The 21,061-nt window shown below is 73.7% G+C and carries 24 protein-coding genes; 13 read left to right on the forward strand and 11 right to left on the reverse strand.

The features are described 5' to 3' along the window. Window positions 1-5: 5 nt before the first annotated feature. The 4 genes from HZZ00_RS26890 to HZZ00_RS26905 form a co-directional block, all read right to left on the reverse strand. Window positions 6-932 carry an ABC transporter substrate-binding protein gene (locus HZZ00_RS26890; RefSeq protein WP_180333727.1) on the reverse strand — a complete coding sequence of 309 codons (927 nt, stop codon included), beginning with the start codon at window positions 930-932 and terminating at the stop codon, window positions 6-8. Window positions 933-1,092: 160 nt separating this feature from the next. Then, the gene (locus tag HZZ00_RS26895; protein ID WP_180328867.1) at window positions 1,093-1,761 is read right to left on the reverse strand and encodes an ABC transporter permease; all 669 of its coding nucleotides are present in this window, start codon (window positions 1,759-1,761) and stop codon (window positions 1,093-1,095) included. Then, complete coding sequence (locus tag HZZ00_RS26900) at window positions 1,758-2,411, reverse strand: ABC transporter permease (RefSeq protein WP_070025523.1); 654 nt, start codon at window positions 2,409-2,411, stop codon at window positions 1,758-1,760. The genes HZZ00_RS26895 and HZZ00_RS26900 overlap by 4 nt, the downstream gene beginning before the upstream one ends. Further along, complete coding sequence (locus HZZ00_RS26905; RefSeq protein ID WP_180328868.1) at window positions 2,408-3,526, reverse strand: ABC transporter ATP-binding protein; 1,119 nt, start codon at window positions 3,524-3,526, stop codon at window positions 2,408-2,410. Before HZZ00_RS26905 ends, HZZ00_RS26900 begins: the two co-directional genes overlap by 4 nt. A gap of 324 nt (window positions 3,527-3,850) precedes the next feature. Between HZZ00_RS26905 and HZZ00_RS38820 the strand changes: the two genes are divergently transcribed. Continuing rightward, on the forward strand, window positions 3,851-3,979 hold the full coding sequence (locus tag HZZ00_RS38820; protein WP_257585407.1) for a hypothetical protein: 129 nt from the start codon (window positions 3,851-3,853) through the stop codon (window positions 3,977-3,979). Window positions 3,980-3,992: 13 nt separating this feature from the next. Here HZZ00_RS38820 and msrB read toward each other — a convergent pair whose 3' ends face one another. The 4 genes from msrB to HZZ00_RS26925 all read right to left on the reverse strand — a co-directional run bounded on the left by msrB (window position 3,993) and on the right by HZZ00_RS26925 (window position 7,316). Beyond that, window positions 3,993-4,400: a peptide-methionine (R)-S-oxide reductase MsrB gene (gene msrB / locus HZZ00_RS26910; protein ID WP_180328869.1), complete on the reverse strand. Its 408-nt coding sequence runs from the start codon at window positions 4,398-4,400 to the stop codon at window positions 3,993-3,995. A gap of 13 nt (window positions 4,401-4,413) precedes the next feature. After that, entirely contained in the window at window positions 4,414-5,805 is a 1,392-nt protein-coding gene (gene murC / locus HZZ00_RS26915; protein WP_180328870.1) for a UDP-N-acetylmuramate--L-alanine ligase, read from the reverse strand. 102 nt (window positions 5,806-5,907) lie between these two features. After that, entirely contained in the window at window positions 5,908-6,381 is a 474-nt protein-coding gene (locus HZZ00_RS26920) for an indole-3-glycerol phosphate synthase (protein ID WP_180328871.1), read from the reverse strand. Window positions 6,382-6,512: 131 nt separating this feature from the next. Then, window positions 6,513-7,316, reverse strand: a complete 804-nt coding sequence (locus HZZ00_RS26925) for a pyrimidine reductase family protein (RefSeq protein ID WP_180328872.1) — start codon at window positions 7,314-7,316, stop codon at window positions 6,513-6,515. Between the two features lie 37 nt (window positions 7,317-7,353). Here HZZ00_RS26925 and zapE point away from each other — a divergent pair, with 37 nt between their 5' ends. The 4 genes from zapE to HZZ00_RS26945 all read left to right on the forward strand — a co-directional run bounded on the left by zapE (window position 7,354) and on the right by HZZ00_RS26945 (window position 10,967). Further along, window positions 7,354-8,457 carry a cell division protein ZapE gene (zapE, locus tag HZZ00_RS26930; protein ID WP_180328873.1) on the forward strand — a complete coding sequence of 368 codons (1,104 nt, stop codon included), beginning with the start codon at window positions 7,354-7,356 and terminating at the stop codon, window positions 8,455-8,457. Between the two features lie 138 nt (window positions 8,458-8,595). Further along, the gene (locus HZZ00_RS26935; protein ID WP_180328874.1) at window positions 8,596-9,174 is read left to right on the forward strand and encodes a carbonic anhydrase; all 579 of its coding nucleotides are present in this window, start codon (window positions 8,596-8,598) and stop codon (window positions 9,172-9,174) included. A 65-nt stretch (window positions 9,175-9,239) separates the two neighbouring features. Further along, a complete protein-coding gene (locus tag HZZ00_RS26940) occupies window positions 9,240-10,304 on the forward strand; it encodes an SPFH domain-containing protein (RefSeq protein ID WP_257585408.1) in 1,065 nt (354 codons plus the stop codon). A gap of 9 nt (window positions 10,305-10,313) precedes the next feature. Then, window positions 10,314-10,967 carry a maleylpyruvate isomerase N-terminal domain-containing protein gene (locus tag HZZ00_RS26945; protein WP_180328875.1) on the forward strand — a complete coding sequence of 218 codons (654 nt, stop codon included), beginning with the start codon at window positions 10,314-10,316 and terminating at the stop codon, window positions 10,965-10,967. 67 nt (window positions 10,968-11,034) lie between these two features. On the opposite strand, the gene HZZ00_RS26950 is transcribed toward HZZ00_RS26945, so the two are convergent. After that, complete coding sequence (locus HZZ00_RS26950; RefSeq protein ID WP_180328876.1) at window positions 11,035-11,628, reverse strand: TetR/AcrR family transcriptional regulator; 594 nt, start codon at window positions 11,626-11,628, stop codon at window positions 11,035-11,037. A 102-nt stretch (window positions 11,629-11,730) separates the two neighbouring features. Here HZZ00_RS26950 and HZZ00_RS26955 point away from each other — a divergent pair, with 102 nt between their 5' ends. The 5 genes from HZZ00_RS26955 to HZZ00_RS26975 all read left to right on the forward strand — a co-directional run bounded on the left by HZZ00_RS26955 (window position 11,731) and on the right by HZZ00_RS26975 (window position 16,324). Further along, complete coding sequence (locus HZZ00_RS26955; protein ID WP_180328877.1) at window positions 11,731-12,420, forward strand: nitroreductase; 690 nt, start codon at window positions 11,731-11,733, stop codon at window positions 12,418-12,420. Between the two features lie 207 nt (window positions 12,421-12,627). Next, on the forward strand, window positions 12,628-12,900 hold the full coding sequence (locus HZZ00_RS26960; protein ID WP_257586011.1) for a YbhB/YbcL family Raf kinase inhibitor-like protein: 273 nt from the start codon (window positions 12,628-12,630) through the stop codon (window positions 12,898-12,900). 71 nt (window positions 12,901-12,971) lie between these two features. After that, on the forward strand, window positions 12,972-13,823 hold the full coding sequence (locus HZZ00_RS26965; protein WP_180328878.1) for a PPK2 family polyphosphate kinase: 852 nt from the start codon (window positions 12,972-12,974) through the stop codon (window positions 13,821-13,823). 30 nt (window positions 13,824-13,853) lie between these two features. Further along, window positions 13,854-15,383, forward strand: a complete 1,530-nt coding sequence (locus tag HZZ00_RS26970) for an FAD-dependent oxidoreductase (RefSeq protein WP_180328879.1) — start codon at window positions 13,854-13,856, stop codon at window positions 15,381-15,383. Between the two features lie 77 nt (window positions 15,384-15,460). After that, window positions 15,461-16,324: a polysaccharide deacetylase family protein gene (locus tag HZZ00_RS26975; RefSeq protein ID WP_180328880.1), complete on the forward strand. Its 864-nt coding sequence runs from the start codon at window positions 15,461-15,463 to the stop codon at window positions 16,322-16,324. A gap of 6 nt (window positions 16,325-16,330) precedes the next feature. Here the strand turns inward: HZZ00_RS26975 and HZZ00_RS26980 are convergent, their stop codons facing one another. Both HZZ00_RS26980 and HZZ00_RS26985 read right to left on the reverse strand, forming a co-directional pair. Further along, window positions 16,331-17,002, reverse strand: coding sequence for an ABC transporter (locus HZZ00_RS26980; RefSeq protein ID WP_180328881.1), 672 nt, complete (start codon window positions 17,000-17,002; stop codon window positions 16,331-16,333). Beyond that, window positions 16,999-17,868, reverse strand: a complete 870-nt coding sequence (locus HZZ00_RS26985) for an ATP-binding cassette domain-containing protein (protein WP_180328882.1) — start codon at window positions 17,866-17,868, stop codon at window positions 16,999-17,001. The genes HZZ00_RS26980 and HZZ00_RS26985 overlap by 4 nt, the downstream gene beginning before the upstream one ends. 100 nt (window positions 17,869-17,968) lie before the next feature. Here HZZ00_RS26985 and HZZ00_RS26990 point away from each other — a divergent pair, with 100 nt between their 5' ends. The 3 genes from HZZ00_RS26990 to HZZ00_RS27000 all read left to right on the forward strand — a co-directional run bounded on the left by HZZ00_RS26990 (window position 17,969) and on the right by HZZ00_RS27000 (window position 20,953). Then, window positions 17,969-18,652 (forward strand): peptidyl-tRNA hydrolase, encoded by a 684-nt coding sequence (locus HZZ00_RS26990; RefSeq protein WP_180328883.1) that lies wholly within the window; start codon window positions 17,969-17,971, stop codon window positions 18,650-18,652. 130 nt (window positions 18,653-18,782) lie between these two features. After that, window positions 18,783-20,129 carry a DUF692 domain-containing protein gene (locus tag HZZ00_RS26995; RefSeq protein WP_180328884.1) on the forward strand — a complete coding sequence of 449 codons (1,347 nt, stop codon included), beginning with the start codon at window positions 18,783-18,785 and terminating at the stop codon, window positions 20,127-20,129. A gap of 44 nt (window positions 20,130-20,173) precedes the next feature. After that, window positions 20,174-20,953 (forward strand): TIGR04222 domain-containing membrane protein, encoded by a 780-nt coding sequence (locus HZZ00_RS27000; protein ID WP_180328885.1) that lies wholly within the window; start codon window positions 20,174-20,176, stop codon window positions 20,951-20,953. The last annotated feature ends 108 nt before the right edge of the window (window positions 20,954-21,061 follow it).

Consider the following 21,061-nt stretch of genomic DNA (forward strand, 5'->3'; position numbering starts at 1 on the left):
GGGCGTCAGCCGAGGCCGGCCGACTTCAGCCAGGTCTTCGCGACGTCCAGCGGGTCCTTGCGCTGGTTCTGCACCTGCGCGTCCAGGTCCAGCAGGGTCGCGGTGTCGAGCTTGGCGGAGACGGCGTTCAGTGCGTCCACGCCCTTCTGGGACACGGCGCTCTTGACGACGAGCGGCTGCACGTTCTGGAAGCCGAAGAGGTTCTCCGGGTCCTTCAGGGCGACGAACTTCTCCTTGGCGATGGTCGGGTCGGTGCTGAAGATGTCGGCGACCTGGACGTCGTCCTTCTTCAGGGCGGTCTGGGTGAGCGTGCCGCCCGCGTCCAGCGCCTTGAAGGACTTGAAGTCGAGGCCGTAGACCGACTTCAGGCCCACCAGGCCCTGCTGTCGGGTCTGGAACTCCGGCGAGCCGCCGATCACCAGGTCCTTCGCGATGCCCTTCAGGTCCGCGATGGTGGACTTCTCGGTGAGGTGGTACTTGCGCGCGGTGGCGGCGTTGACCGCCAGCGAGTCCTTGTCCTCGGCCGCCGACGGCTCCAGCAGGGTCAGCTTGGCGTCCAGTTTCGTCTTGATGGCGGCCGTGGTCTCGTCGGCGCTCTTCGGCGTCGCCTTGGGGTCGAGGTAGGCCAGGAGCGCGCCGTTGTACTCGGGCAGCACCGAGAGGGAACCGTTCTTCAGCAGGCCGTAGGTGGTCTCCCGGCTGCCGATGTTCGGCTTGTACGTGACCTTGATCCCCTTGGCCTTGAGTGCTTCGCCGTAGATGTCGGCGAGCAGTGTGCTCTCGGGGAAGTTGTTGGAGCCGACGACCACTTCGCCGCCGCTCGCCTTGCCGCCCGACAGGGGGTCGGACTTTCCGGAGTGGGAGGAGCAGCCTGCCAGCAGGGCCGTCGCCGCCGCGAGGGCGACCACCGCCGCGCCCCGGTTCCTCCGCATGGACCTGCTGATGTCGGTTGTGGAAGTCACCACCTGATCCAATCCAGCCGCTTGACGCCGAGTCAACCGCGCACCGCCGTCTCGTAATCCATTCTTGATGAAGACCGCACCGCCGATCACACGCGCGGATTCCCCGCCGGTGACCGCGGTCACGGTCGGTTCAGGCGCTTCCGCGCACCCCCCGGGACACCGTGAGCCGGGACACCGCCCAGAAGAGCGCGAGGGTGGCCAGGGCCAGGGCGGCGACGAGGGTGGCACCGCCCACGACCTTCTCGTAGTCGCGCTGGTACAGGCCGTCGATGATGTACCGGCCGAGGCCGCCGAGGCTGACGTACGCGGCGATGGTGGCGGTGGAGATGATCTGGATGGCCGCCGTGCGCAGCCCGGAGAGGATCAGCGGCAACGCGACGGGCACCTCCACCTGGAACAGCACGCGGGCCTCCGACATCCCCATGCCCCGGGCGGCGTCCACCGGGGACGGGTCGACGGAGCGCATCGCCTCGTAGGTGGTGACCAGGATCGGCGGCACGGCGAGCACCACCAGCGGGATCATCACCGGCACCAGCCCGAAGCCGAGCCAGATGAACATCAGCACCAGCAGCCCGAAGCTGGGCAGCGCGCGGCCCGCGGTGGCGATCAGCGCGAGCGCGTTGCCGCCCCGGCCGTAGTGGCCGGTGACCAGGCCGACCGGCAGCGCGACCACGGCGGCGACGAGCAGGGCCTCCAGCGAGTAGGTGAGGTGCTCGACGAGCCGGGTGGGGATGCCGTCGTAGCCGTGCCAGTGGGCGGGGTCGCCGAAGAACGAGTGCGCGAAGTCGAGTACGTTCACCGGGTGGCGCCCTTCCTCGGCATCCAGGGGGTCAGCAGCCGGCGCAGGAGGACCAGCAGGGCGTCGGCGAGGATGCCGAGCACCGCCGTGGTCAGCACCGAGTTAACGGCCAGGGCGGGCCGGTGGTAGGTGTTGGCGTCGTAGAGCATGTTGCCGAGGGCGCCCTGGTTGCCGATCAGCATGCCGACGCTGACCAGGGACAGGCTGGAGACGACCGCCACCCGCAGCCCGGCGATGATCGCCGGTGCGGCGATGGGGAGTTGGACCTGGAGGTAGCGGCGCAGCGGGCCGAAGCCCATCGCCTCGGCGGCGGCCAGGGTCTCCCTCGGCACCGAGCGGACGCCGTCCACGATCCCGGGCACCAGCACCACCAGGCTGTAGACGGCGAGCGGGATCATCACCGTGGTCTCGCTCTGCCCGAAGTAGTCGATGAGGACGACGAAGAAGGCCAGCGAGGGGATCGAGTAGAGCACGGTGGTGAGGCCGAGCACGGGCGGGTAGATCCAGCGGAACCGCGCGCACAGCTGGGCGACGGGCAGCGCGATCAGCAGCCCGGCCAGCACCGGCAGCAGCGCCTCGCGCAGATGCAGGCCGACGAGCCCGAGGTAGCTGTGCTGGAGGTCGCTCGGCAGGTCGAAGAAGCCGTTCATCGCGCGGCCTTCACCCCGGCGCCCGCCCGGCCGTGCGCCGCGCGGATCGCCTCCCCGATGACCTGCTGCGAGACGACACCCACGGCGCGCCCGTCCCCGTCCACCGCGACGGCCCAGCCGGTCGGCGACAGCACCGCACCGTCGAGCGCGGTGCGCAGCGAGTCGGCGCCGGGCCTGAACGGCCGCCCGTGGTCGAGCAGCCGTTCCGGGTCCAAGGGCCCGTCGGGCTCGGCCCAGCCGAGCGGTCTGCCGTCGGCGTCGGTGACCAGGAGGTAGGGGGCCTCGGAACGGGCGCCGCGCTGCGCCGCGTCCGCGTCCGCGTCCAGCGGGACCAGCGGGCCGGTCTGCAGGGGCAGTTCGTCGGACGGGAAGAAGGACAGCCGCCGGATGCCCCGGTCGGCGCCGAGGAAGTCCTCCACGAAGGTGTCGGCGGGCGCGCTGAGCAGCTCGGCGGGCGGCGCGAACTGGGCGAGCCGGCCCCCGGTGCGCAGCACGGCCACCATGGTGCCCAGCTTGATCGCCTCGTCGATGTCGTGCGTGACGAAGACGATCGTCTTGCCCAGCTCGTCCTGGATGCGCAGCAGTTCGTCCTGGAGCCCCTTGCGGACCACCGGGTCGACGGCGGAGAACGGCTCGTCCATCAGCAGCACCGGCGGATCGGCGGCGAGCGCCCGCGCCACCCCGACGCGCTGCTGCTGGCCGCCGGAGAGCTGGTACGGGTAGCGCTTGGCGAGCGAGGTGTCCAGACCGACCCGCTCCATCAGCTCCGCGGCCCGGCCCCGTGCCTTCGGCTTGCTCCAGCCGAGCAGCCGGGGCACGGTGGCGATGTTGTCGAGGATGGTGCGGTGCTGGAAGAGACCGGCGTTCTGGATGACGTAACCCATGGAGCGGCGCAGGGAGTTGACCGGCTGCTGCCGGATGTCCGCGCCGTCCAGCAGGATGCTGCCCTCGGTGGGCTCCACCATCCGGTTGATCATGCGCAGCGTCGTCGTCTTGCCGCAGCCGGAGGGCCCGACGAGGACGGTGATCGCGCGGTCCGGTATGTCCAACGACAGCCGGTCGACCGCGACCGTGCCGTCCGGGTACCTCTTCGTGACTGCATCTATCCGTATCAAAACGCCGAACACCCTTCGGGTCTGGCAGCTTTCCGCCCGTTCGCGGCCACGGGCCGGGCAGGCGCGGGCCGTTGCCGGGAGAGTCTAGACGGCCGCCTTCCCCGCCCCGCGGCGATCACGCCGCGCGTTCACCTCCCGGTCACGAGCCGCGACGACGGCCGTGCGCACCGGCCCGGCACCGCTGCCACCCGGGTCCGACAGCTTGGGAAACGCGGCGCCTGGGCGGGGTCCCCGGGGGAGCTGGAGTACGGGTTCGAGCCGGGCGCCTCCGAGCACCGCGCGGCGACGGCGCACGCCGCCACCACGCGCTACCGCGTCCTGCTCGTGACATTCGCCCTGGACCTCGCGTCCCGTCGGCTGTTCGAGCTGCCCGATCCGCTCGCGCCCCGGGGCAGGGACTGCTTCCGCATCGCCGGCCACGGACTGCGCCCGCGCTGCGCCCCCGGCCGGTGATCCGGCCCCGGCCTCACTCGCCGGCGGGTTCGAGCCGCAGGGAGATCGAGTTGATGCAGTACCGCTGGTCGGTCGGGGTCGGGTAGCCCTCCCCCTCGAAGACGTGCCCGAGGTGCGAGCCGCAGCGGGCGCAGCGGACCTCGGTGCGCACCATGCCGAGGGAGCGGTCCTCGACCAGCTCCACGGCGTCGGTGTCCTTCGGGTCGTAGAAGGACGGCCAGCCGCAGTGGGAGGCGAACTTGGTCTCCGAGGTGAACAGTTCGGCGCCGCAGGCGCGGCAGGAGTAGACGCCCTTGGTGGTGGTGTCCGTGTACTCACCGGTGAACGCGGGTTCGGTGGCGGCCCGGCGCAGTACCGCGTACTCTTCCGGGCTCAGCTCCGCGCGCCACTGCTCGTCCGGCTTCTCGACGTCGTACGACATGAGACTCAGCCCCTTAACTCTGCGACAGGCGGTCCAGGATCAGCGGGCCCAGGTCGGTCACGTCGCCCGCGCCCATGGTGAGAACGAGATCACCGGGCTTCGCCATTCCCGCGATCACGGCCGGGATCTCCGCCTTGTCGTGCACCGCGGTGACGTCGGCGCCCGCGGCCCGCGCGGCCTCGATGATCAGCTCGCTGGTGACGCCCGGGATCGGGTCCTCGCGGGCCGGGTAGATGTCCAGGACCACCGAGGCGTCGGCGAGCGCCAGGGCCTGCCCCATCTCCTTGCCCAGCTCCTGGGTACGGGAGAACAGGTGCGGCTGGAAGACGACGAGGATGCGGGCGTCGCCGGCGGCGGCCCGCATGGCCTCCAGGTCCGCGGTCATCTCGGTGGGGTGGTGGGCGTAGGAGTCGATCACCTGGACCCCGGCGGCCTCGCCCTGGAGCTGGAGGCGCCGCTTGACGCCGGTGTAGGCGGCGAGCGCGGGCGCCAGCTCGGCGGCCGGGATGCCGAGCGCGGCACCGGCGGCGAGCGCGGCGACGGCGTTGAGGGCGTAGTGCCGACCGGGCACGGAGACCGCGAAGGTCAGCTCCTCGCCGTCCAGCACCACGGTGACCTGGCTCTTCAGCCCCTGCGGCACGATGGCGGTGACCCGGACACCGGCGTCCTCGGCCTCGCCGTACGTCACCGTCCTGACGGTTCCGGCGAGCCGGCGGGTCAGCTCGCGGGCGCCCTCGTGGTCGGCGGAGATCACCAGGGTGCCGCCGGGCACGATCTTCCCGGCGAAGGTCTCGAAGGACTCGTAGATCTCGTCCATCGAGGCGTAGTTGGCGTGGTGGTCCAGCTCGACGTTGAGGACGATGGCGACCTCGGGCGCGTACTTGTGGAAGCTGCGGTCCGATTCGTCCGCCTCGGCGACGAAGATGTCGCCGTCGCCGTGCAGCGCGTTGGAGCCGGGCGCGTCCAGGTCGCCGCCGATGGCGTACGACGGCTTCAGGCCCAGCTCGCCGAGGGAGACCGCCAGCATCGAGGTGGTGGTGGTCTTGCCGTGGGTGCCGGCGACGGCGATCGGGCGCAGCCCGGTCATCAGCGCGGCCAGCGCGTCCGACCGGTGCACGACCGGGATGCCCAGCTCGGCGGCGCGGGCCAGCTCCGGGTTGTCCTGGCGGATGGCCGACGAGACGACGACACAGCTGGCGTCGTCGGCGAGGTGCTCGGCGGCGTGCCCGATGTGCACGGTGACCCCGAGCGCCCGCAGCGCCTCGGCGGTCGCCGAGTCCTTGGCGTCGCTGCCGGCCACCTCCGCCCCGCGCTGCGCGAGGATCTTGGCGATCCCCGACATCCCGGCGCCGCCGATGCCGATGAAGTGCGGTCGGTCCATGGCGGTAGGAAGGCCGGGTGCCATGCGTTTCTCCCCAGAGACGGTGCGAGCTTGAGCGGCCCTAGCCTATGCGCTGGAGCACCGGGCTCCGCGCAAGGAGGGCCGGCCGGTCCGGCCCCGGGGGGACTACGCCTTGCTGTGCGAGAACAGCTTGAGCACGGGCACGCCGACCCGGTGCCGGGCCCGCGAGGCCCAGTCCCGGTGGAAGAACTCCTCCACGTAGTGCGGATCGGTGAGCACGATCACCTCGTCCGCCCCCACCTCGGCGACCATCGACTTCAGCGCGTCCAGCGGGTGGTCCTCGATCAGCCGGCCGTCCGCCGTGCTGCCCGACGCCCGCAGGGCGGCCACGGACACGTCGAGGGCCCGCTGCCCGACGCTCCGCGCGTCCTCGCCCTCCGGCGTCTCGTGTTCGCGCACCGCCTCGTCCAGCTCTCCGAGCGCGATGTCGTCGATGGCGCGCAGCAGGCGGTCCGCCTGGTCGCCGCGCGGCTGGAGGAGCACATGGAAGGTGACGGGCTCGTCGCCGTGCAACGTGGTGACGAACTCGACGTCGGCCGACGTCATGGCCTTCTCGATCATCAGAATGCTTGTGAACACCAGACGCCTCTTCTCCTCCGTGGGCCCGGGCGAGCCCCCCTGCAAAAACCATCCTTCCCCGTGCTCGCACGGGTACTGCCGGTCTAAGTGTGCCCGCCGGAGGCCAAACGGAACGGCATGTTCCGCCAATGTCAGGCCCGGCGGTAACGACCGAACAGGAATCCGTCCTCCTCCAGGAGCGACACGAGGCCGAACCGGCGCGGCACGGCGACCGAGGGTCCCCCGGCGATCCGCTGGGCGTCCCCGGCGGTGAGCGTCGGCGAGAGGGTCAGGCACAGCTCGTCCAGCACCTCGGCGGCGATCAGCTGGCCGAGCAGCCGGGGACCGCCCTCGGTGAGGAGCCGCGTGTGCCCGAGGGCCGCGAGGGCGCTCACCGCGCGGGCCGGATCGACACCCATGCCCTCGCCCGCGACGACCACCCGGGCGCCCGCCCGCTCCGCGGCGGCGACGCGCTCGGGCGCGGCCGCGGCCCCGGTCAGGACCAGGGTGGGCACGAGCGGCGAGGTGAACAGCGGCAGCGAGTAGTCCAGCTCCAGGCTCGCGGTGACGACCGCGATCGCCGGGGCGGGGGCCTGTCCGGCCGCCTCGCGGGCCGCGGCGAAGTCCGCCCGTGCGCGGGCCGGCCGGTACCCCTCCTGCCGTACCGTTTCCGCACCGACGACGATCACATCCGCGAGCGCCCGCAGGGTGCCGAAGATCCGCATGTCGGCGGCGCTGGAGATGGGCTGGGAGTGCCCATCGTGCTGGGCGGCGCCGTCGAGCGAGGAGACCATGTTGCCGCGCAGCCAGGGCCGGGGCGCGTCCGGGGCGTGGTCCCGGGGCTCCGGGTAGGCGTAGGCGGCGGCCAGCTCCGCGAAGCTCCACTCTCGGTCGGCGGCCGGCGCGCCGGCGGCCTGGGCTGGTGTTTCGTCGGTCACAGGGAACAGGCGTCGCATGTCGTGCAGTGTGACACGGCGCTTAGCATGGGTAACCGTGTCGTCCTCCACCAGCGCCCCCGGATCCAGCGCCCTGACCGAAGCGGGCCCCCTCTCCCTGTGCGAGCGCGAGCCGCACGTCCCCGCGGACCGGCTGGTCGCCGAGATGGTGCCGCCGCCGCGCTTCGACTCGGTCCGCTTCTCGACCTACATCCCGGACCCGAACCAGCCCAGCCAGAGCGAGGCGGTCACGGTCCTGGAGGGCTTCGCGGCCGGGCTCGGCGGGGCGCACGCCTCCGGCTCGGGCCGGCGCGGCTTCCTCGGCTTCGGCCGGGCCAAGGCGCCCAAGACCCCGGCGGGCCCCCGTGGGGTGTACCTCGACGGCGGTTACGGCGTCGGCAAGACCCACCTGCTCGCCTCCCTGTGGCACGCCACCCCCGCCGAGCCCTCCCGCAAGGCGTTCGGCACCTTCGTGGAGCTGACCAACCTGGTGGGCGCCCTCGGCTTCCAGCAGACCGTGCGCACGCTCAGCGACCACCGGCTGCTGTGCATCGACGAGTTCGAGCTGGACGACCCGGGCGACACGGTGCTCGTCTCCACGCTGCTCGGCAAGCTGGTCGAGGCGGGCGTGGCGCTGGCCGCCACCTCCAACACGCTGCCCGGCAAGCTGGGCGAGGGCCGGTTCGCGGCCGCCGACTTCCTGCGCGAGATCCAGGGGCTGTCCGCCCACTTCCGCACCCTGCGCATCGACGGCGAGGACTACCGCCACCGCGGCCTGCCCGAGGCGCCGGCGCCGTTCACCGACGAGCAGGTGACCCGGGCGGCGTACGCCACCGAGGGCGCCTCCCTGGACGACTTCCCGCGGCTGCTGGAGCACCTGGCGAAGGTGCACCCGAGCCGGTACGGCGCGCTGACCGACGGGCTGAAGGCGGTCTGCCTCACCGATGTGCGGCCGGTGCCGGACCAGTCGACGGCGCTGCGCCTGGTGGTGCTCGCGGACCGGCTCTACGACCGCGAGGTCCCGGTGCTGGCGTCCGGGCTGCCGTTCGACCGGCTGTTCAGCGAGGAGATGCTGAACGGCGGCTACCGCAAGAAGTACTTCCGCGCGATATCCCGGCTCACCGCCCTCGCGCGGGACGCGAAGGGGCTCGTCGGCATCTGAGCGGAGAAACACAGGTCGGCATCGTCTCCCGTCCCCCCATGGGGTGAATTGCCACCCATGGGGGGCTTTGCCGCGCTAAGGTCGTTCTTGACCTTTCATTGACCAGTGCTTGGCCTGTACGAGAGGCGTGGTCCGCTGATGCAGCCCCTCATCGACAACGCCCGGGACTTCGGACGGCGCCCCGAGGAGTTCGCCCGGCTCGCCGCGGGCCAGTCCCCCGAGGTCCTGTTCATCACCTGCTCCGACTCCCGGGTCGTCCCGGCCCTGATCACCGGCGCCCGTCCCGGCCAGCTGTTCGAGCTGCGCACCGCGGGCAACATCGTCCCGCCGCACACCTCGGCCCACCCCACCAGCGAGGCGGCCACCATCGAGTACGCCGTGCAGGTGCTCGGCGTCCGCGACATCGTGGTCTGCGGCCACTCGCACTGCGGCGCCGTCGGCGCGCTGGTGCGCGGTGACGACCTGACCGCCGTCCCCGCCGTGCGCGACTGGCTGGCGCACGCGGCGCACCGCCCGTCCGGCGCGGCCGAGGACCCGGAGGTCGCCGAGGCCGTGCAGTGCCATGTGCTGACCCAGCTGCTGCGACTGCGCTCCTACCCGTGCGTGGAGCGCGCCCTGGCCCGGGACCGGCTCACGCTGCACGGCTGGTACTACGAGGTGCACACCGGCGCGGTGCGGGCGTACCGGGCGGAATCCGACTCCTTCGACTCACTCTGAGGGTTACAAAAGTGGCATATCGTTGCATGGACAGATGAAACGGACCTCTGTGCGAGGGGGTCATCATGGCCCAGGAGCTGGTGGGGGCGATCGTCGCGCTGTTCTGCGTCGCCCTCGTGTACATGGGGATGGCGGCCCGGGTCGTCAAGCAGTACGAGCGAGGGGTGCTCTTCCGGCTCGGCCGGGTCGCCGGGGACGTACGGCCACCGGGCCTGACGCTGATCCTGCCCTTCGTGGACCGGCTGCAGAAGGTCAACATGCAGATCGTCACGCTGCCGATCCCCGCCCAGGAGGGCATCACCCGCGACAACGTCACCGTCCGCGTGGACGCGGTCGTCTACTTCCGGGTGGTCGACGCGACGAGCGCGCTGGTGAAGGTCGAGGACTACAAGTTCGCCGTCTCCCAGATGGCCCAGACCTCGCTGCGGTCGATCATCGGCAAGAGCGATCTGGACGACCTGCTGTCCAACCGCGAGAAACTCAACCAGGGCCTGGAGCTGATGATCGACAGCCCGGCCGTGGGCTGGGGCGTCCAGGTGGACCGGGTCGAGATCAAGGACGTCTCGCTGCCCGACACCATGAAGCGGTCCATGGCCCGCCAGGCCGAGGCGGACCGGGAGCGCCGGGCCCGGATCATCAACGCCGACGCCGAACTCCAGGCGTCCAAGAAGCTCGCCGAGGCAGCCGAACAGATGTCGGGCACCCCGGCCGCGCTGCAACTGCGGCTGCTTCAGACGGTGATGGCGGTGTCGGCCGAGAAGAACTCCACCCTCGTCCTGCCGATCCCGGTGGAACTGCTGCACTTCCTGGAGCGGGGCAACCGGGAGCCCGCGCCGAGCGGGGAGCCCGGGTCCCGGCCGGCCCCGGGCCCGCTCCCGCAGCCCGACGCCGAGCGGGACCCTCGGGGCAAGGCGCCCGACGGCGAGGCGGTGCCGGGTCCCGGCCTGCGACTGGACCCGCCGACCGGCGGACCGGACCTGGAGCCGGGCCCCCCGGTCACCCCGCCCGACGGAGAACCGGCGGCACACCCCGACCTGCGACTCGACCCGCCGACCGGCGCCCCCGACCTGGAGCCGGGCCTCCGGGACGGCACGCCGGACGCCGAACCGGGCAGGCACCCCGACCGGTAACCTGCCTGGATGCCACGATCCATACCTTCGGACGCGCCGGTGAGCGGGGCGCAGGTGCGCGAGGCCGTCGCCCACTGCGTCCAGACGCTTTCCGGGGTGCCGTCCGACCAGTGGGGTGTTCCGGCCGGCGACCTGGAGTGGACCTGCTGGGAGACCCTGGAACACCTCGCGGACGACCTGCTCACCTACGCGTTGCGCTTCGGGCTCGCGCGTCCCATGGGCGTCCCTCGGGTGCCGCTGCGCCTGTCCCGTGACCGCCCCGGCGGTCCGGCGAACGTCGTCTTCGGCGACACGGCGGCGGGGCCCGAAGGACTCCTCACGGTGGTCGAGGCGTGCGGCGGCCTGCTCGCGGCGGCCGTGGACAGCGCCGACCCCGCCGTGCTGGCCCCGCATGTCTTCGGCGCTTCCGACCCGGAGGGGTTCGCCGCCATGGGCGTCGTCGAGACCCTCGTCCACACGTACGACATCGCCCGGGGAGTCCGGCGCGACGGGACCCCGCCGGAGGACCTGAGCCGCCGGGCCCTCGTCCGGCTCTTCCCGGACGTGACCGTCACCGACAGCGCCTCGGCCACCCTGCTGTGGGCCACCGGCCGCACCGGCACCCCCGAACAGCCCCGCCGAACCGACTGGCGCTGGTACGGCGCTCCCCGAGGGGCCCGGTGACCGCCTGAAGGACCGCGGGGACCGTCCGGCCGGCCGCCCCCGGTACCGCCGGGGGCCACACGTCTCGTCAGCCCGTTCCCGGCAGGGCGTTCTCCAGGAGCACTTCCGCCGCCGCCCGTGCGTGGCGGCCGTAGTCGGGGTCGCCCAGCACCATGGCCCGACTGGCCGCGCCGTCCGCGAGCGTGACGAGCTGCTCGGCGAGTGCGGCGGGCTCGCGGCAGCCCAGCTCCGTCACCAGCGCGGTCACCAGCCGCACCATCAGCAGTTTCCGTTCGCGGGCGTAGGAGTGGACCGCGCTGTCCGGGTCGGGGAACTCCGCGGCGGCGTCGATGAAGGGGCAGCCGCGCACCGGAGCCGCGTCGGCCGCGGGCAGGGCGAACAGCGCGAGGATCCGCTCCCTCGCCGGGACGTCCTCGCGCAGCAGCACGCTCTCCAGGGTTTGGCCCGTCGTGGCGAGGTCCTCTAGATGGGCGACGACCAGGTCGCTCTTGGTCCGGAAGTGCGCGTAAAGCGTGCGCTTGGACACCGGCGCCTGTTCCGCGACCTGTTCCATGCCGGTCGCGTTGATCCCCTGGCTCGCGAACAGCCGGGCGGCCGCGGCCAGGATGCGCTCGCGCCCGCCGCGCCCCTGCCGCCGGGGCGCGGTCGTCACCGTACTCATGAACGAAGTATACGTTCCCGTTTACTCCAGGGGGTGCACGGGGGTTACAGTGGCGTCGCAAGTAAACGACAGCGTTTACCTAAAGCGTCCTTGAGGAGTCTCATGAGCGGGCCGAATCCCACCGAGCTGAGCCACTACGCGGAGAAGCTGATACGCGGCCGGCACGCGACACGCGCGTTCCGTCCCGAAGCGGTGCCCGCGGACACGATGCGCGCCGTCTTCTCCCTGGCCGGCGCCGCGCCGTCCAACTCCAACGCGCAGCCGTGGCGGGTCGAGGTGGTCAGCGGCGCGCGACGCGAGCGCCTGGCGGACGCCTTGCTGGCAGCCCACGCCGAACAGCGCACCTCGGCCGACTTCCCGTACTCCGAGGGCATGTACGCCCCCGTCCACCAGGAGCGGCGGGCGGCGTTCGGCGCCGGTCTGTACGGAGCGCTGGGCATCGGCCCCGAGGACCACGCGGCACGCGCGGCCTACGACGCGGAGAGCCTGCGCTTCTACGGGGCACCCCATGCCGCGTTCCTGTTCGTCACCGGCGACGGCGGCGCACGGCTGGCCGCCGACGTCGGCGCCTACATGCAGACGCTGCTGCTGGCCATGGCCGCCTACGGGGTGGACAGCTGCCCGCAGGGCCTGCTCAGCTTCTACGCCGACACCATTCGGCGCGAACTGGGCGTCGTCGAAGGGAAGTTGCTCGTGGGTGTCTCGTTCGGCTACGCCGACGAGAGCGCGCCGGTGAACCGGGTCACGACCGAGCGCGCCGCCCTTGAGGCGACCACCGCGTTCCACGGCTGACGAACCTCCCGCGGCTCGCCGGTCCCGCCGCCCGCCCACCCGGCCGGTGGTGCACCAGCGTGCCGGCATGCGCAAGGAAGTGGCGATCGTGGCGGCCGTACTGGCGGGCCGCCGTCGCGGGCCCTGCGGAGGCGGTGCCGGCGAGGGCACCGGCGCGGGCTCCCCCACCACCGCGGGATCTCGACACCCCGCACGGCGCCTTCGCCACTGGCTGGTGCGGGACATCGGCGCGGGCACCCGCCGGCCCCCGCCGGACAGCGTCCGCCTGGGGCCGAGGAGGGCCGCAACGGCTTCGGCACGGACGGGTACCGGGGCCCGTGCCCGCCCCGCGGTGACCGCCCGCACCGCTACCTCCTCACGGTCTACGCCACCGACCGCCGCCCGCCCGTCTCCGCCGGCGCCTCCCTGGACACCCTCCGGCGCGCCCTGTCCGGCCACACCCTCGCCACCGCGACCCTGACCGGCCGCTACGGTCACTGAGCGGGGACCGGCGGGCGGTTCGCGCGCCGCCCGACGCACCATCGAAGGACGCGTACACGGAAGGAGGGACCGTGACCGGGAAGAGCGAACTGCGCGAGCTGCTCCGCCTTCCGCCGGGCGAGCCCGTCGAGCTGGCCGCGCACGACACGGCGGCCACCCCGGGCGCCCCCGGCGACAAACGGGCCTCGCTCGCCGACGCCGCCCGCACCGGCAAGAAGCTGGCCCGCCTCCAGGAGCGGCTGTGGGCGGCGGGCACCGCGGGCGACCGGCGCCGGGTGCTGCTGGTGCTCCAGGGGATGGACACCAGCGGCAAGGGCGGCACGGTCAAGCACGTGATCGGCCACCTCGACCCGTCGGGCTGCCGTGTTCGCGCCTTCAAGGCGCCCACCGAGGAGGAACTGCGGCACGACTTCCTGTGGCGGGTGCGGCGGGAGCTGCCCGAGCCCGGGGAGATCGGCGTCTTCGACCGCTCGCACTACGAGGACGTCCTGGTCGCCCGCGTCCGCCACCTGGTCCCGCCCGCCGTGATCGGCAGCCGCTACGGCCTGATCGGCGACTTCGAACGCGCCCTCGCCGGGGACGGCGTGACGGTGATCAAATGCTTCCTCCACCTGTCCGCCGAGGAGCAGCGGCGCCGGCTGCTGCGCCGCCTGGACCGTCCGGACAAACGCTGGAAGTTCGCCCCTTCCGACATCGACGAACGTGCCCTGTGGCCCGCCTACCAGGAGGCGTACCAGCTGGCCCTGGAGCACTGTTCGGCCCCGTACGCGCCCTGGTACCTGGTTCCCGCCGACCACAAGTGGTACCGCAACTGGGCGGTGGGCCGGCTGCTCCTGGAACACCTCCGTGAGCTGGACCCCCGCTATCCGGAGGCCGGCGTCGACGTGGCGGGGTGCCGGGAGCGGCTGCTGAAGGAGACGTGAGCCGGGCCGGGGCGGGGGTACCCGGCGGGTATGCGCAAGGTCACCGAGTCGTACTGGCTGGGCACCGCCCCAGGACCCCGGCACCCCGCCCTGACCGAGGACGTCGAGGCCGACGCGGCCGTGGTGGGCGCCGGGATGGCCGGACTCAGCACCGCGTACGAACTGGCGCGGGCCGGGCTGCGGGTGGTGGTGCTGGAGGCCGGCGAGGTCGCGGGCGGGGTCACCGGCTACACCACCGCCAAGCTGTCGGCCCAGCACACCCTCGTCTACGACCGGCTGCGGCGCACCCGGGGCCCCGAGGGGGCGCGGCTGTACGCCCGCTCGCAGTCGGAGGCGATCGGGCACGCGGCAGCCCTCGTGGCCGAGCTGGGCATCGCCTGCGAGTGGGAGACCCGCGACGCGTACACGTACGTGCGCGACCCGGAGCGGGCGGACGAGGTGCGGGCGGAGGCGCGGGCGGCGCGCGCCGCGGGCCTGGACGCCTCCTTCACGACGGAGACCGGGCTGCCGTTCCCGGTGGCGGGCGCGGTGCGGGTGGCCGGGCAGGCGCAGTTCCACCCGGTGAAGTACCTGCGGGCGCTCACCGAGGACCTGATCGCGCGCGGCGGCCGGGTGTACGAGGGGACGCGCGTCGTCGGCCTGGACGAGGGCGGCGGTTCGGGTCCCTGCCGGCTGACGACGGAGTCGGGCCGTACCGTGACCGCCCGGGACGTCGTCGTCGCCACCCACTACCCGGTGTTCGACCGGGCCCTGCTGTTCGCCCGGCTGCACCCGCGCCGCGAACTGGTCGTCGCCGGGCCGCTGGGCGACGGCCCGGACCCGGAGGGCATGTACATCACGCCGGAGGAGAACACCCGCTCGGTGCGCACCGCGCCGTACGGCGGGGGCGGGCGGCTCCTCGTGGTCACCGGGGAGCACTTCACGCCGGGCACCGGCGACCCGGGGGCCGGATTCGACGGGCTCGCATCCTGGGCGGAGAAGCACTTCCCCGGGGTGGCACTGGAATATGCCTGGGCCACGCAGGACAACGACTCCACCGACACCGTGCCGCTGGTCGGCCCGCTGCACCCGGGCGCCCGGCACACGTATGTGGCGACCGGTTTCGGCGGCTGGGGCCTGAGCGGCGGCATCATGGCCGGGCTGCTGCTGACCGCGCTGATCACCGGCCGGGACAGCCCGTGGCGGGAGCTGTACGACCCGCGGCGCCTGAAGTCCGTGGTGCGTGAGGCGCCCTCGCTGCTGAAGACGCAGGCCGAGGTGGCCCGGCACTTCGTCGGCGACCGGCTGAAGCCGCCGACCGCCCTGGACGACCTGGCCCCGGGCGACGGCGCGCTGGTGCGCGCCGGCGACCAGCGGATCGCGGTGCACCGCGACGACGAGGGCGCGCTGCACGCCGTCTCGGCCCGCTGCACCCACCTGGGCTGCCTGGTCTCCTTCAACCGTGCCGAACGCGCCTGGGAGTGCCCCTGCCACGGGTCGCGCTTCGACGTCGACGGCCGGGTGCTGCAAGGGCCCGCGGTGCGGCCCCTGGAGCGGCGGGACATCGGGTCCTCCGAGTGAGGCCGCGCGGGTGACCGTACCGCCGCGCCACGGGTCATATCGGCATACAAACGGGCAATCAGTCCTACGTTCGTAGGGTGATCCCACCAGCACGCCGTATTGCCGCCGTCACCGCCGTCTGCGCCCTGGGCGCGGCCCTCGCCGCCTGCGGGACCGAGCGCCCCGCGGGCACCACCCGGCCGGCCCCGGCCAGGTCCTCCGTCTCCGCCTCCCCGTCCACCTCCCGTCCGCCCGTGCTCACCCCGGGCCCGAACGGACTGACCCCGGTCTTCGAACACGGCCCGCGCACGCTGGGGAAGACCGTGGCGTTCACCTTCGACGCCGACATGACCGCCGACGAGGGGCCCCGCGCGGCCGCCGGCGAGCACTTCGACAACCCCGGCCTGATCGGCGCCCTGCGCGCCCTCAAGGTGCCCGCGACCGTGTTCATGACCGGCCGGTGGGCCGAGCAGTACCCGGACGAGGCCCGCAGCCTCGGCGCCGACCCGCGTTTCGAGGTCGCCAACCACTCCTACAGCCACTACGCGTTCACCCCGAGCTGCTACGGCCTGCCCACCATCGACGCCTCGAAGATGCGGGCGGACGTGGAGCGCGCGAACACCGCCTTCCGCAAGGCGGGCCTGCGCGACACGCTGCCGTACTTCCGTTTCCCGGGCGGCTGCTACAACGACCAGGTGCTGCGCACGCTCGGCGGGCTCGGCATGACCGCGGTCCAGTGGGACGTGGTGAGCGGGGACGCGTTCGCCACGGACGCCGACGCGGTCGCCAAGCAGGTGCTGGACGGGGTGAAGCCGGGCTCGGTGGTCATCATGCACTGCACCCGCAGCGCCGCCCCGACCACCGAGACCGTCGTCCGCACCGTCGTACCGGAGCTGCGCAAGCGCGGCTACCGGTTCGTCAAGGTCTCCGAGCTGATCGGCGAGAGCCCCGGCCACCGCTGAGTCCGCTCAGGGTGTTCGGCGGGCGGTGAGCGCGCAGGCCAGGGCGAAGGCCGCGGCCGTGAGCAGGACCGCCCCGGCCAGCGGCAGCAGCGGCACCGGCACCCGGCCGGACTGCGAACCGGTGACCAGCCCGCCGACCGCGGCCCGCGCCGGGGAGCCCGCCGCCACCGTCGCCAGCAGCGCGCCCAGCAGCATCGCGGGCACCGCGCGCCCGGCGCCGCGCAGCAGCGGCCAGTGGGTGAGCGCGCCGACGGCCGCACCGAGCAGCGCGCACACGAGCACGGCCGACAGCCCCGCGGCCCCGGCCGCCGGGCGGGACACCGGGACCCGGTCGCCGTTGCTCGCCGGATCGCTGATCAGGGTGAGGACGACCGTCGCCGCCGTACCGAGCAGCGCCGCCGCGAGCAGCGCCGTCAGCAGGCAGGCGAGGTGCGCCCGCGCGGGCCCGCGCGGGGCGGCGGCGCAGGCGCGGGCGGCCGGCGGCTCGCCGGTGACACAGATCCGCACCAGCCAGGCGGCCACCGGCAGCAGCCCGGCGGCCGTGTAGCCGAGCGAGTCCAGCACCGGCTGGCCGCCCTGCACACCGACCGCGAGGAACGCGGCGTACAGGATCGCCGGGGGCAGCCAGCGCTGGGAGCGCAGCAGCAGCTCGGCGTGGTAGCGCAGGAGTGCGGTCATGGCCGGGTCTCCGGGTTCGGGGACGGTGCGGGTACGACGCTCACCACGTGCCAGGGCGGACGGGCGGTGAGCAGGGCGCGCAGCAGGACGTCGGAGCGCGCGGCGGGGACGACGAGCCGGTGACTGCCGTGCCCCGCCGCCTCGGCGGAGACGACGAGCCGCGCCGCGTCGGCCGGCAGCGGCGCCCCGGCGGGACCTTCCGCGACCACGACCGCGCACGCCCCGGCCGCCTCGGGGGTCGCGGCCGTACGGCGCTCCAGCCCGCCGTCGACCACGGTGTACGTGGCGTCCGGCGCCCCGGCCAGCCGGCGCGGGTCGTGGTCCACGAAGACGACGGCGCCGCCCGCGGCGGTCCGCTCGGCCACCGCCCGATCCAGCTCGACCCGCGCCGCCGCGTCCAGCCCGGTCCAGGCCTCGTCGAGGACCAGCAGCTCGGGGTCGGCGAGCAGCGCCTGCGCGACGGCGACCTTCTGGCTGCCGCCCTTGGACAGCCGTGCCATCGGCGTGCCCGCGTACCCGGCCGCGCCGAACCGCTCCAGCCAGATCCCGGCGGCGCGGGCGGCGGAGGCGCGGGACAGACCGTGCACGGTGCCGAGGCGGGTGAGGTAGCCGGCGGCGGTGAAGGGCAGCGCGGACGGGAACCGCTCCGGCACGTACGCCGTGCGGGGACGGCCGGTGATCCGGCCCTCGGTGGGCGCGTCGAGCCGGGCGAGCAGACGCAGCAGGGTCGACTTGCCGGTGCCGTTCGCCCCCTCCACGCGGACGAGGGTGCCGGGGGCGATGCCGAGGTCGACGCCGCGTAACACCCAGGGGCCGCGGACCCCGTAGCGGCGCCCCACGGCGGTCAGGCGCAGATGACGGTGCATGGGGGTCATTCTTCTGCAGCGCGTCCCGGCGCGGGGCCGTGGCCGGGAGGCGGGACCGCGCGTTGATCGGCGCGCGGGCGGCTTCGTAGGCTGGACCCTCGTGAGCGAAGTTCCCGAGTACGTGCTGCCCCTCGTCGTCCGCATCGAACGCGCCGCGCCGCCCGCGCGCACCGATGCCCTGGAGACCTCCGCGCGGGCGGTGCTGACGCTGCTCGGCGACGAGCGGGCGCGCGGCGACGGCGAGTGGGCCGAGGTGGTGCGCGGCTGGGAGGACGCCCGGATCCGCAAGGTGGTCCGGCGGGCCCGGGGCGCCGAGTGGCGGCGCGCGGAGGCGCTGCCCGGCATCACGGTGACCGGCAAGACCGCGGAGGTACGGGTCTTCCCGCCGGTCCCGCTGGACGGCTGGCCCAAGGACCTGGCGAAGCTCCAGGTCTCCGGCACGGAACTCGACGACCCGGAGCCGCCCCGGCCCGCGGACCCCGGCACGCCGGTCCTCTGGCTCAACCCGGAACTGACGATGTCCGCCGGCAAGACCATGGCCCAGACCGGCCACGGCGCCCAACTGGCCTGGTGGGCCCTGCCCGAAGAGGCCCGCACCACCTGGCGCGCCGCCGGCTACCCCCTCTCCGTCCGCACGGCGGCCCCGACCGACTGGCCCCGCCTCACGGCAAGCGGTCTGCCGGTGGTGCACGATGCGGGGTTCACGGAGATCGCCCCCGGACCAACCGTCGCAGTGGAGGGTGGCGAGCACTTCGCACCACTAGGACGCCTGCGACGGGCCTGACCGGTGGCAGCGGCCCTGGACGAGCAGTACGCGCCCGCCGAACCTCAAATGTTGCTCTGAAGCCGACGCGGGCGGGGTTCGGGGCCGGGCGGGGTGGGCCATAACCCCCCTCGTGGAGAGGGGGGCGGGGATGGATCGGCTGGGGACGGGGATCGGCTGGCGGCCCGAGATCGCCGAGGCCGTGGAGCGCATGCCCGGCGTCGACTGGGTGGAGGTGGTGGCGGAGAACGTCTGCCCGGGCCATCTCCCGGCGTCGCTGCGGCGGTTGCGGGAGCGCGGGGTGGCCGTGGTTCCGCACGGTGTCTCGCTCGGTCTCGGGGGTGCGGAGCCGCCCGACGAGGGGCGGCTGACGGCCCTCGCGGAGCGCGCGGCGGCGCTCGGGGCACCGCTGGTCAGCGAGCACATCGCGTTCGTCCGGGCGGGCGGCCCGCTCACCGCCTCGCCGCGCCTGGAAGCGGGCCATCTGCTGCCCGTGCCGCGCACCCAGGACGCGCTCGACGTGCTCTGCGCGAACGTGCGGATCGCACAGGAGGCGCTGCCGGTGCCGCTGGCCGTGGAGAACATCGCCGCGCTGTTCTCCTGGCCCGGTGAGGAGCTGACCGAGGGGCAGTTCCTGTACGAGCTGGTCGAGCGGACCGGCGTACGGCTCCTCGTCGACGTGGCCAATCTGCACACCAACCACGTCAACCGCGGCGAGGACCCCGCCGAGGCGCTGGCCGAGCTGCCCCTGGAGGCCATCGCGTACGTGCATGTCGCGGGCGGCTTCGAGCGCGACGGTGTCTGGCACGACAGCCACGCGCACCCCGTGCCCGACGCCGTGCTCGGCATCCTCGCCGACCTCGCCTCCCGGGTCGCCCCGCCCGGGGTGCTGCTGGAACGCGACGAGAACTTCCCCGAACCGGCCGAGCTGGAGCGGGAGTTGGGCGCTATCAGGGAGATCGCGGGGGCCTGCGGGGCCGCCGCCGGGGAGGCTCTCGGGGGACGTGGCGAGACGGCGGACCCCGGGGAGGCCCGGCAGCGGCTCGGGGTCGCGCAGGCCGCCGTGCTGTCCTCGCTGGTCGCCGGGACCCCGGTGCCGGAGGGGTTCGACCGGGGGCGGATGGGGGTGCAGGCGCGGGCGCTGGCGGGCAAGCGGGCGGACGTGGTGGCGAAGGTGGCGCCGGAGTTGCCGGCGCTGCTGGGTACGGGGTACCGGGGGGCGTTCCTGGAGTACGCGCGGGAGTCGCCGATGCGCGGCGGGTACCGGCGGGACGCGCTCGACTTCGCCGCCTTCCTGCTGGAGCACCGGCGGGCGGGGGTCCCGCGGCGGGAGTTGCGGGACTGGTGGCTGGACCGGGCGGGACCGGCGCCGCGGGGGCGGCTCGCACGGGCCGCGGGGCGGGTGCTGGCGCACAGGCGGCACCCGTGGTCCGGGGCCGGCGTCCCACCGCTCACAAACGGAACGTCACATACCGGCAACACTGTGTCCACATGGTGAAAAGACCATGGCATCCGCCCGCACCCCTGGCATACAAAAACCTCATGTTCTGGCTCCTCCTCCTGCTCCTGGCCTGGGCGTTCGCCGGTACGGCCTGTACGCGTCTGTGTCTGACGGCGGTCCGCGCCGCGGACTCGGACCCCGGTGCCGAAGACGAGGGCGGGGGGCCGGAACTGACCCTGTACGAGGCGGCGTTCCTGTCCGGGGGACCCGAGCGGGTCGCGGATGTCACCCTCGTCTCCATGGCGCGCCAGCGACGGCTGCTCCTCGCGCACACCGGCTGGGCCACGGTGGTGGACCCGTGCGGGCGGGACGAGATCGAACGGTCCGTCATCGGTGCCATAGGTCCGGCGGGACAGTCCCGGATAGCCCCGGTACGGGCCCGCGCGGCCGGCACGGACGAGGTGCGGCGGCTCGCCGACCGTCTCGTGCGCACCGGCCTCGCCGTGCCCGAGGGCGCTTGGGCCGTCGGCACCGCCGTGCGCCACGTGCGGGCCGCCGCACCGGCTGTGGCCGTCCTCGGCGCGGCCGCGCTGCTGCTGCCCCCGCAGACCGGCACCTCGCGGCTGATGGTCGGCCTGTGGTTCGCCCTGCCGCTCGTCCTGACGCTGAGCTGCCTCGCCATAGCCCGCTTCGAGGTGCACCCGTACTCGCCGTGGGCCTCCGCGGCCGGTCAGCGGCGGCTGGGCACGCTGCTGCGCCGGCGGCGGGCCGGTGACGAGCCGTCCCTCCTCACCGCGGTCGCCCTGCGCGGCATCCGCGCGATCGGCGAGCCGGAGCTGCGCGCGGCGTTCGCCCACCGCGACGCGCCGCCGCGGGCGTAGGGGGCGCATCGGGGCACCGGGGCCGACACCGGCCGGGTGGTGCTTGCCTTCCCCGGCGGCGGGCCGAAACATCCCTTGTGCCGTCGCCGGACGCACCGAAGGGATGCC

The sequence above is a fragment of the Streptomyces sp. NEAU-sy36 genome (assembly GCF_013423905.1).
GTDB classification, from domain to species: domain Bacteria; phylum Actinomycetota; class Actinomycetes; order Streptomycetales; family Streptomycetaceae; genus Streptomyces; species Streptomyces misionensis.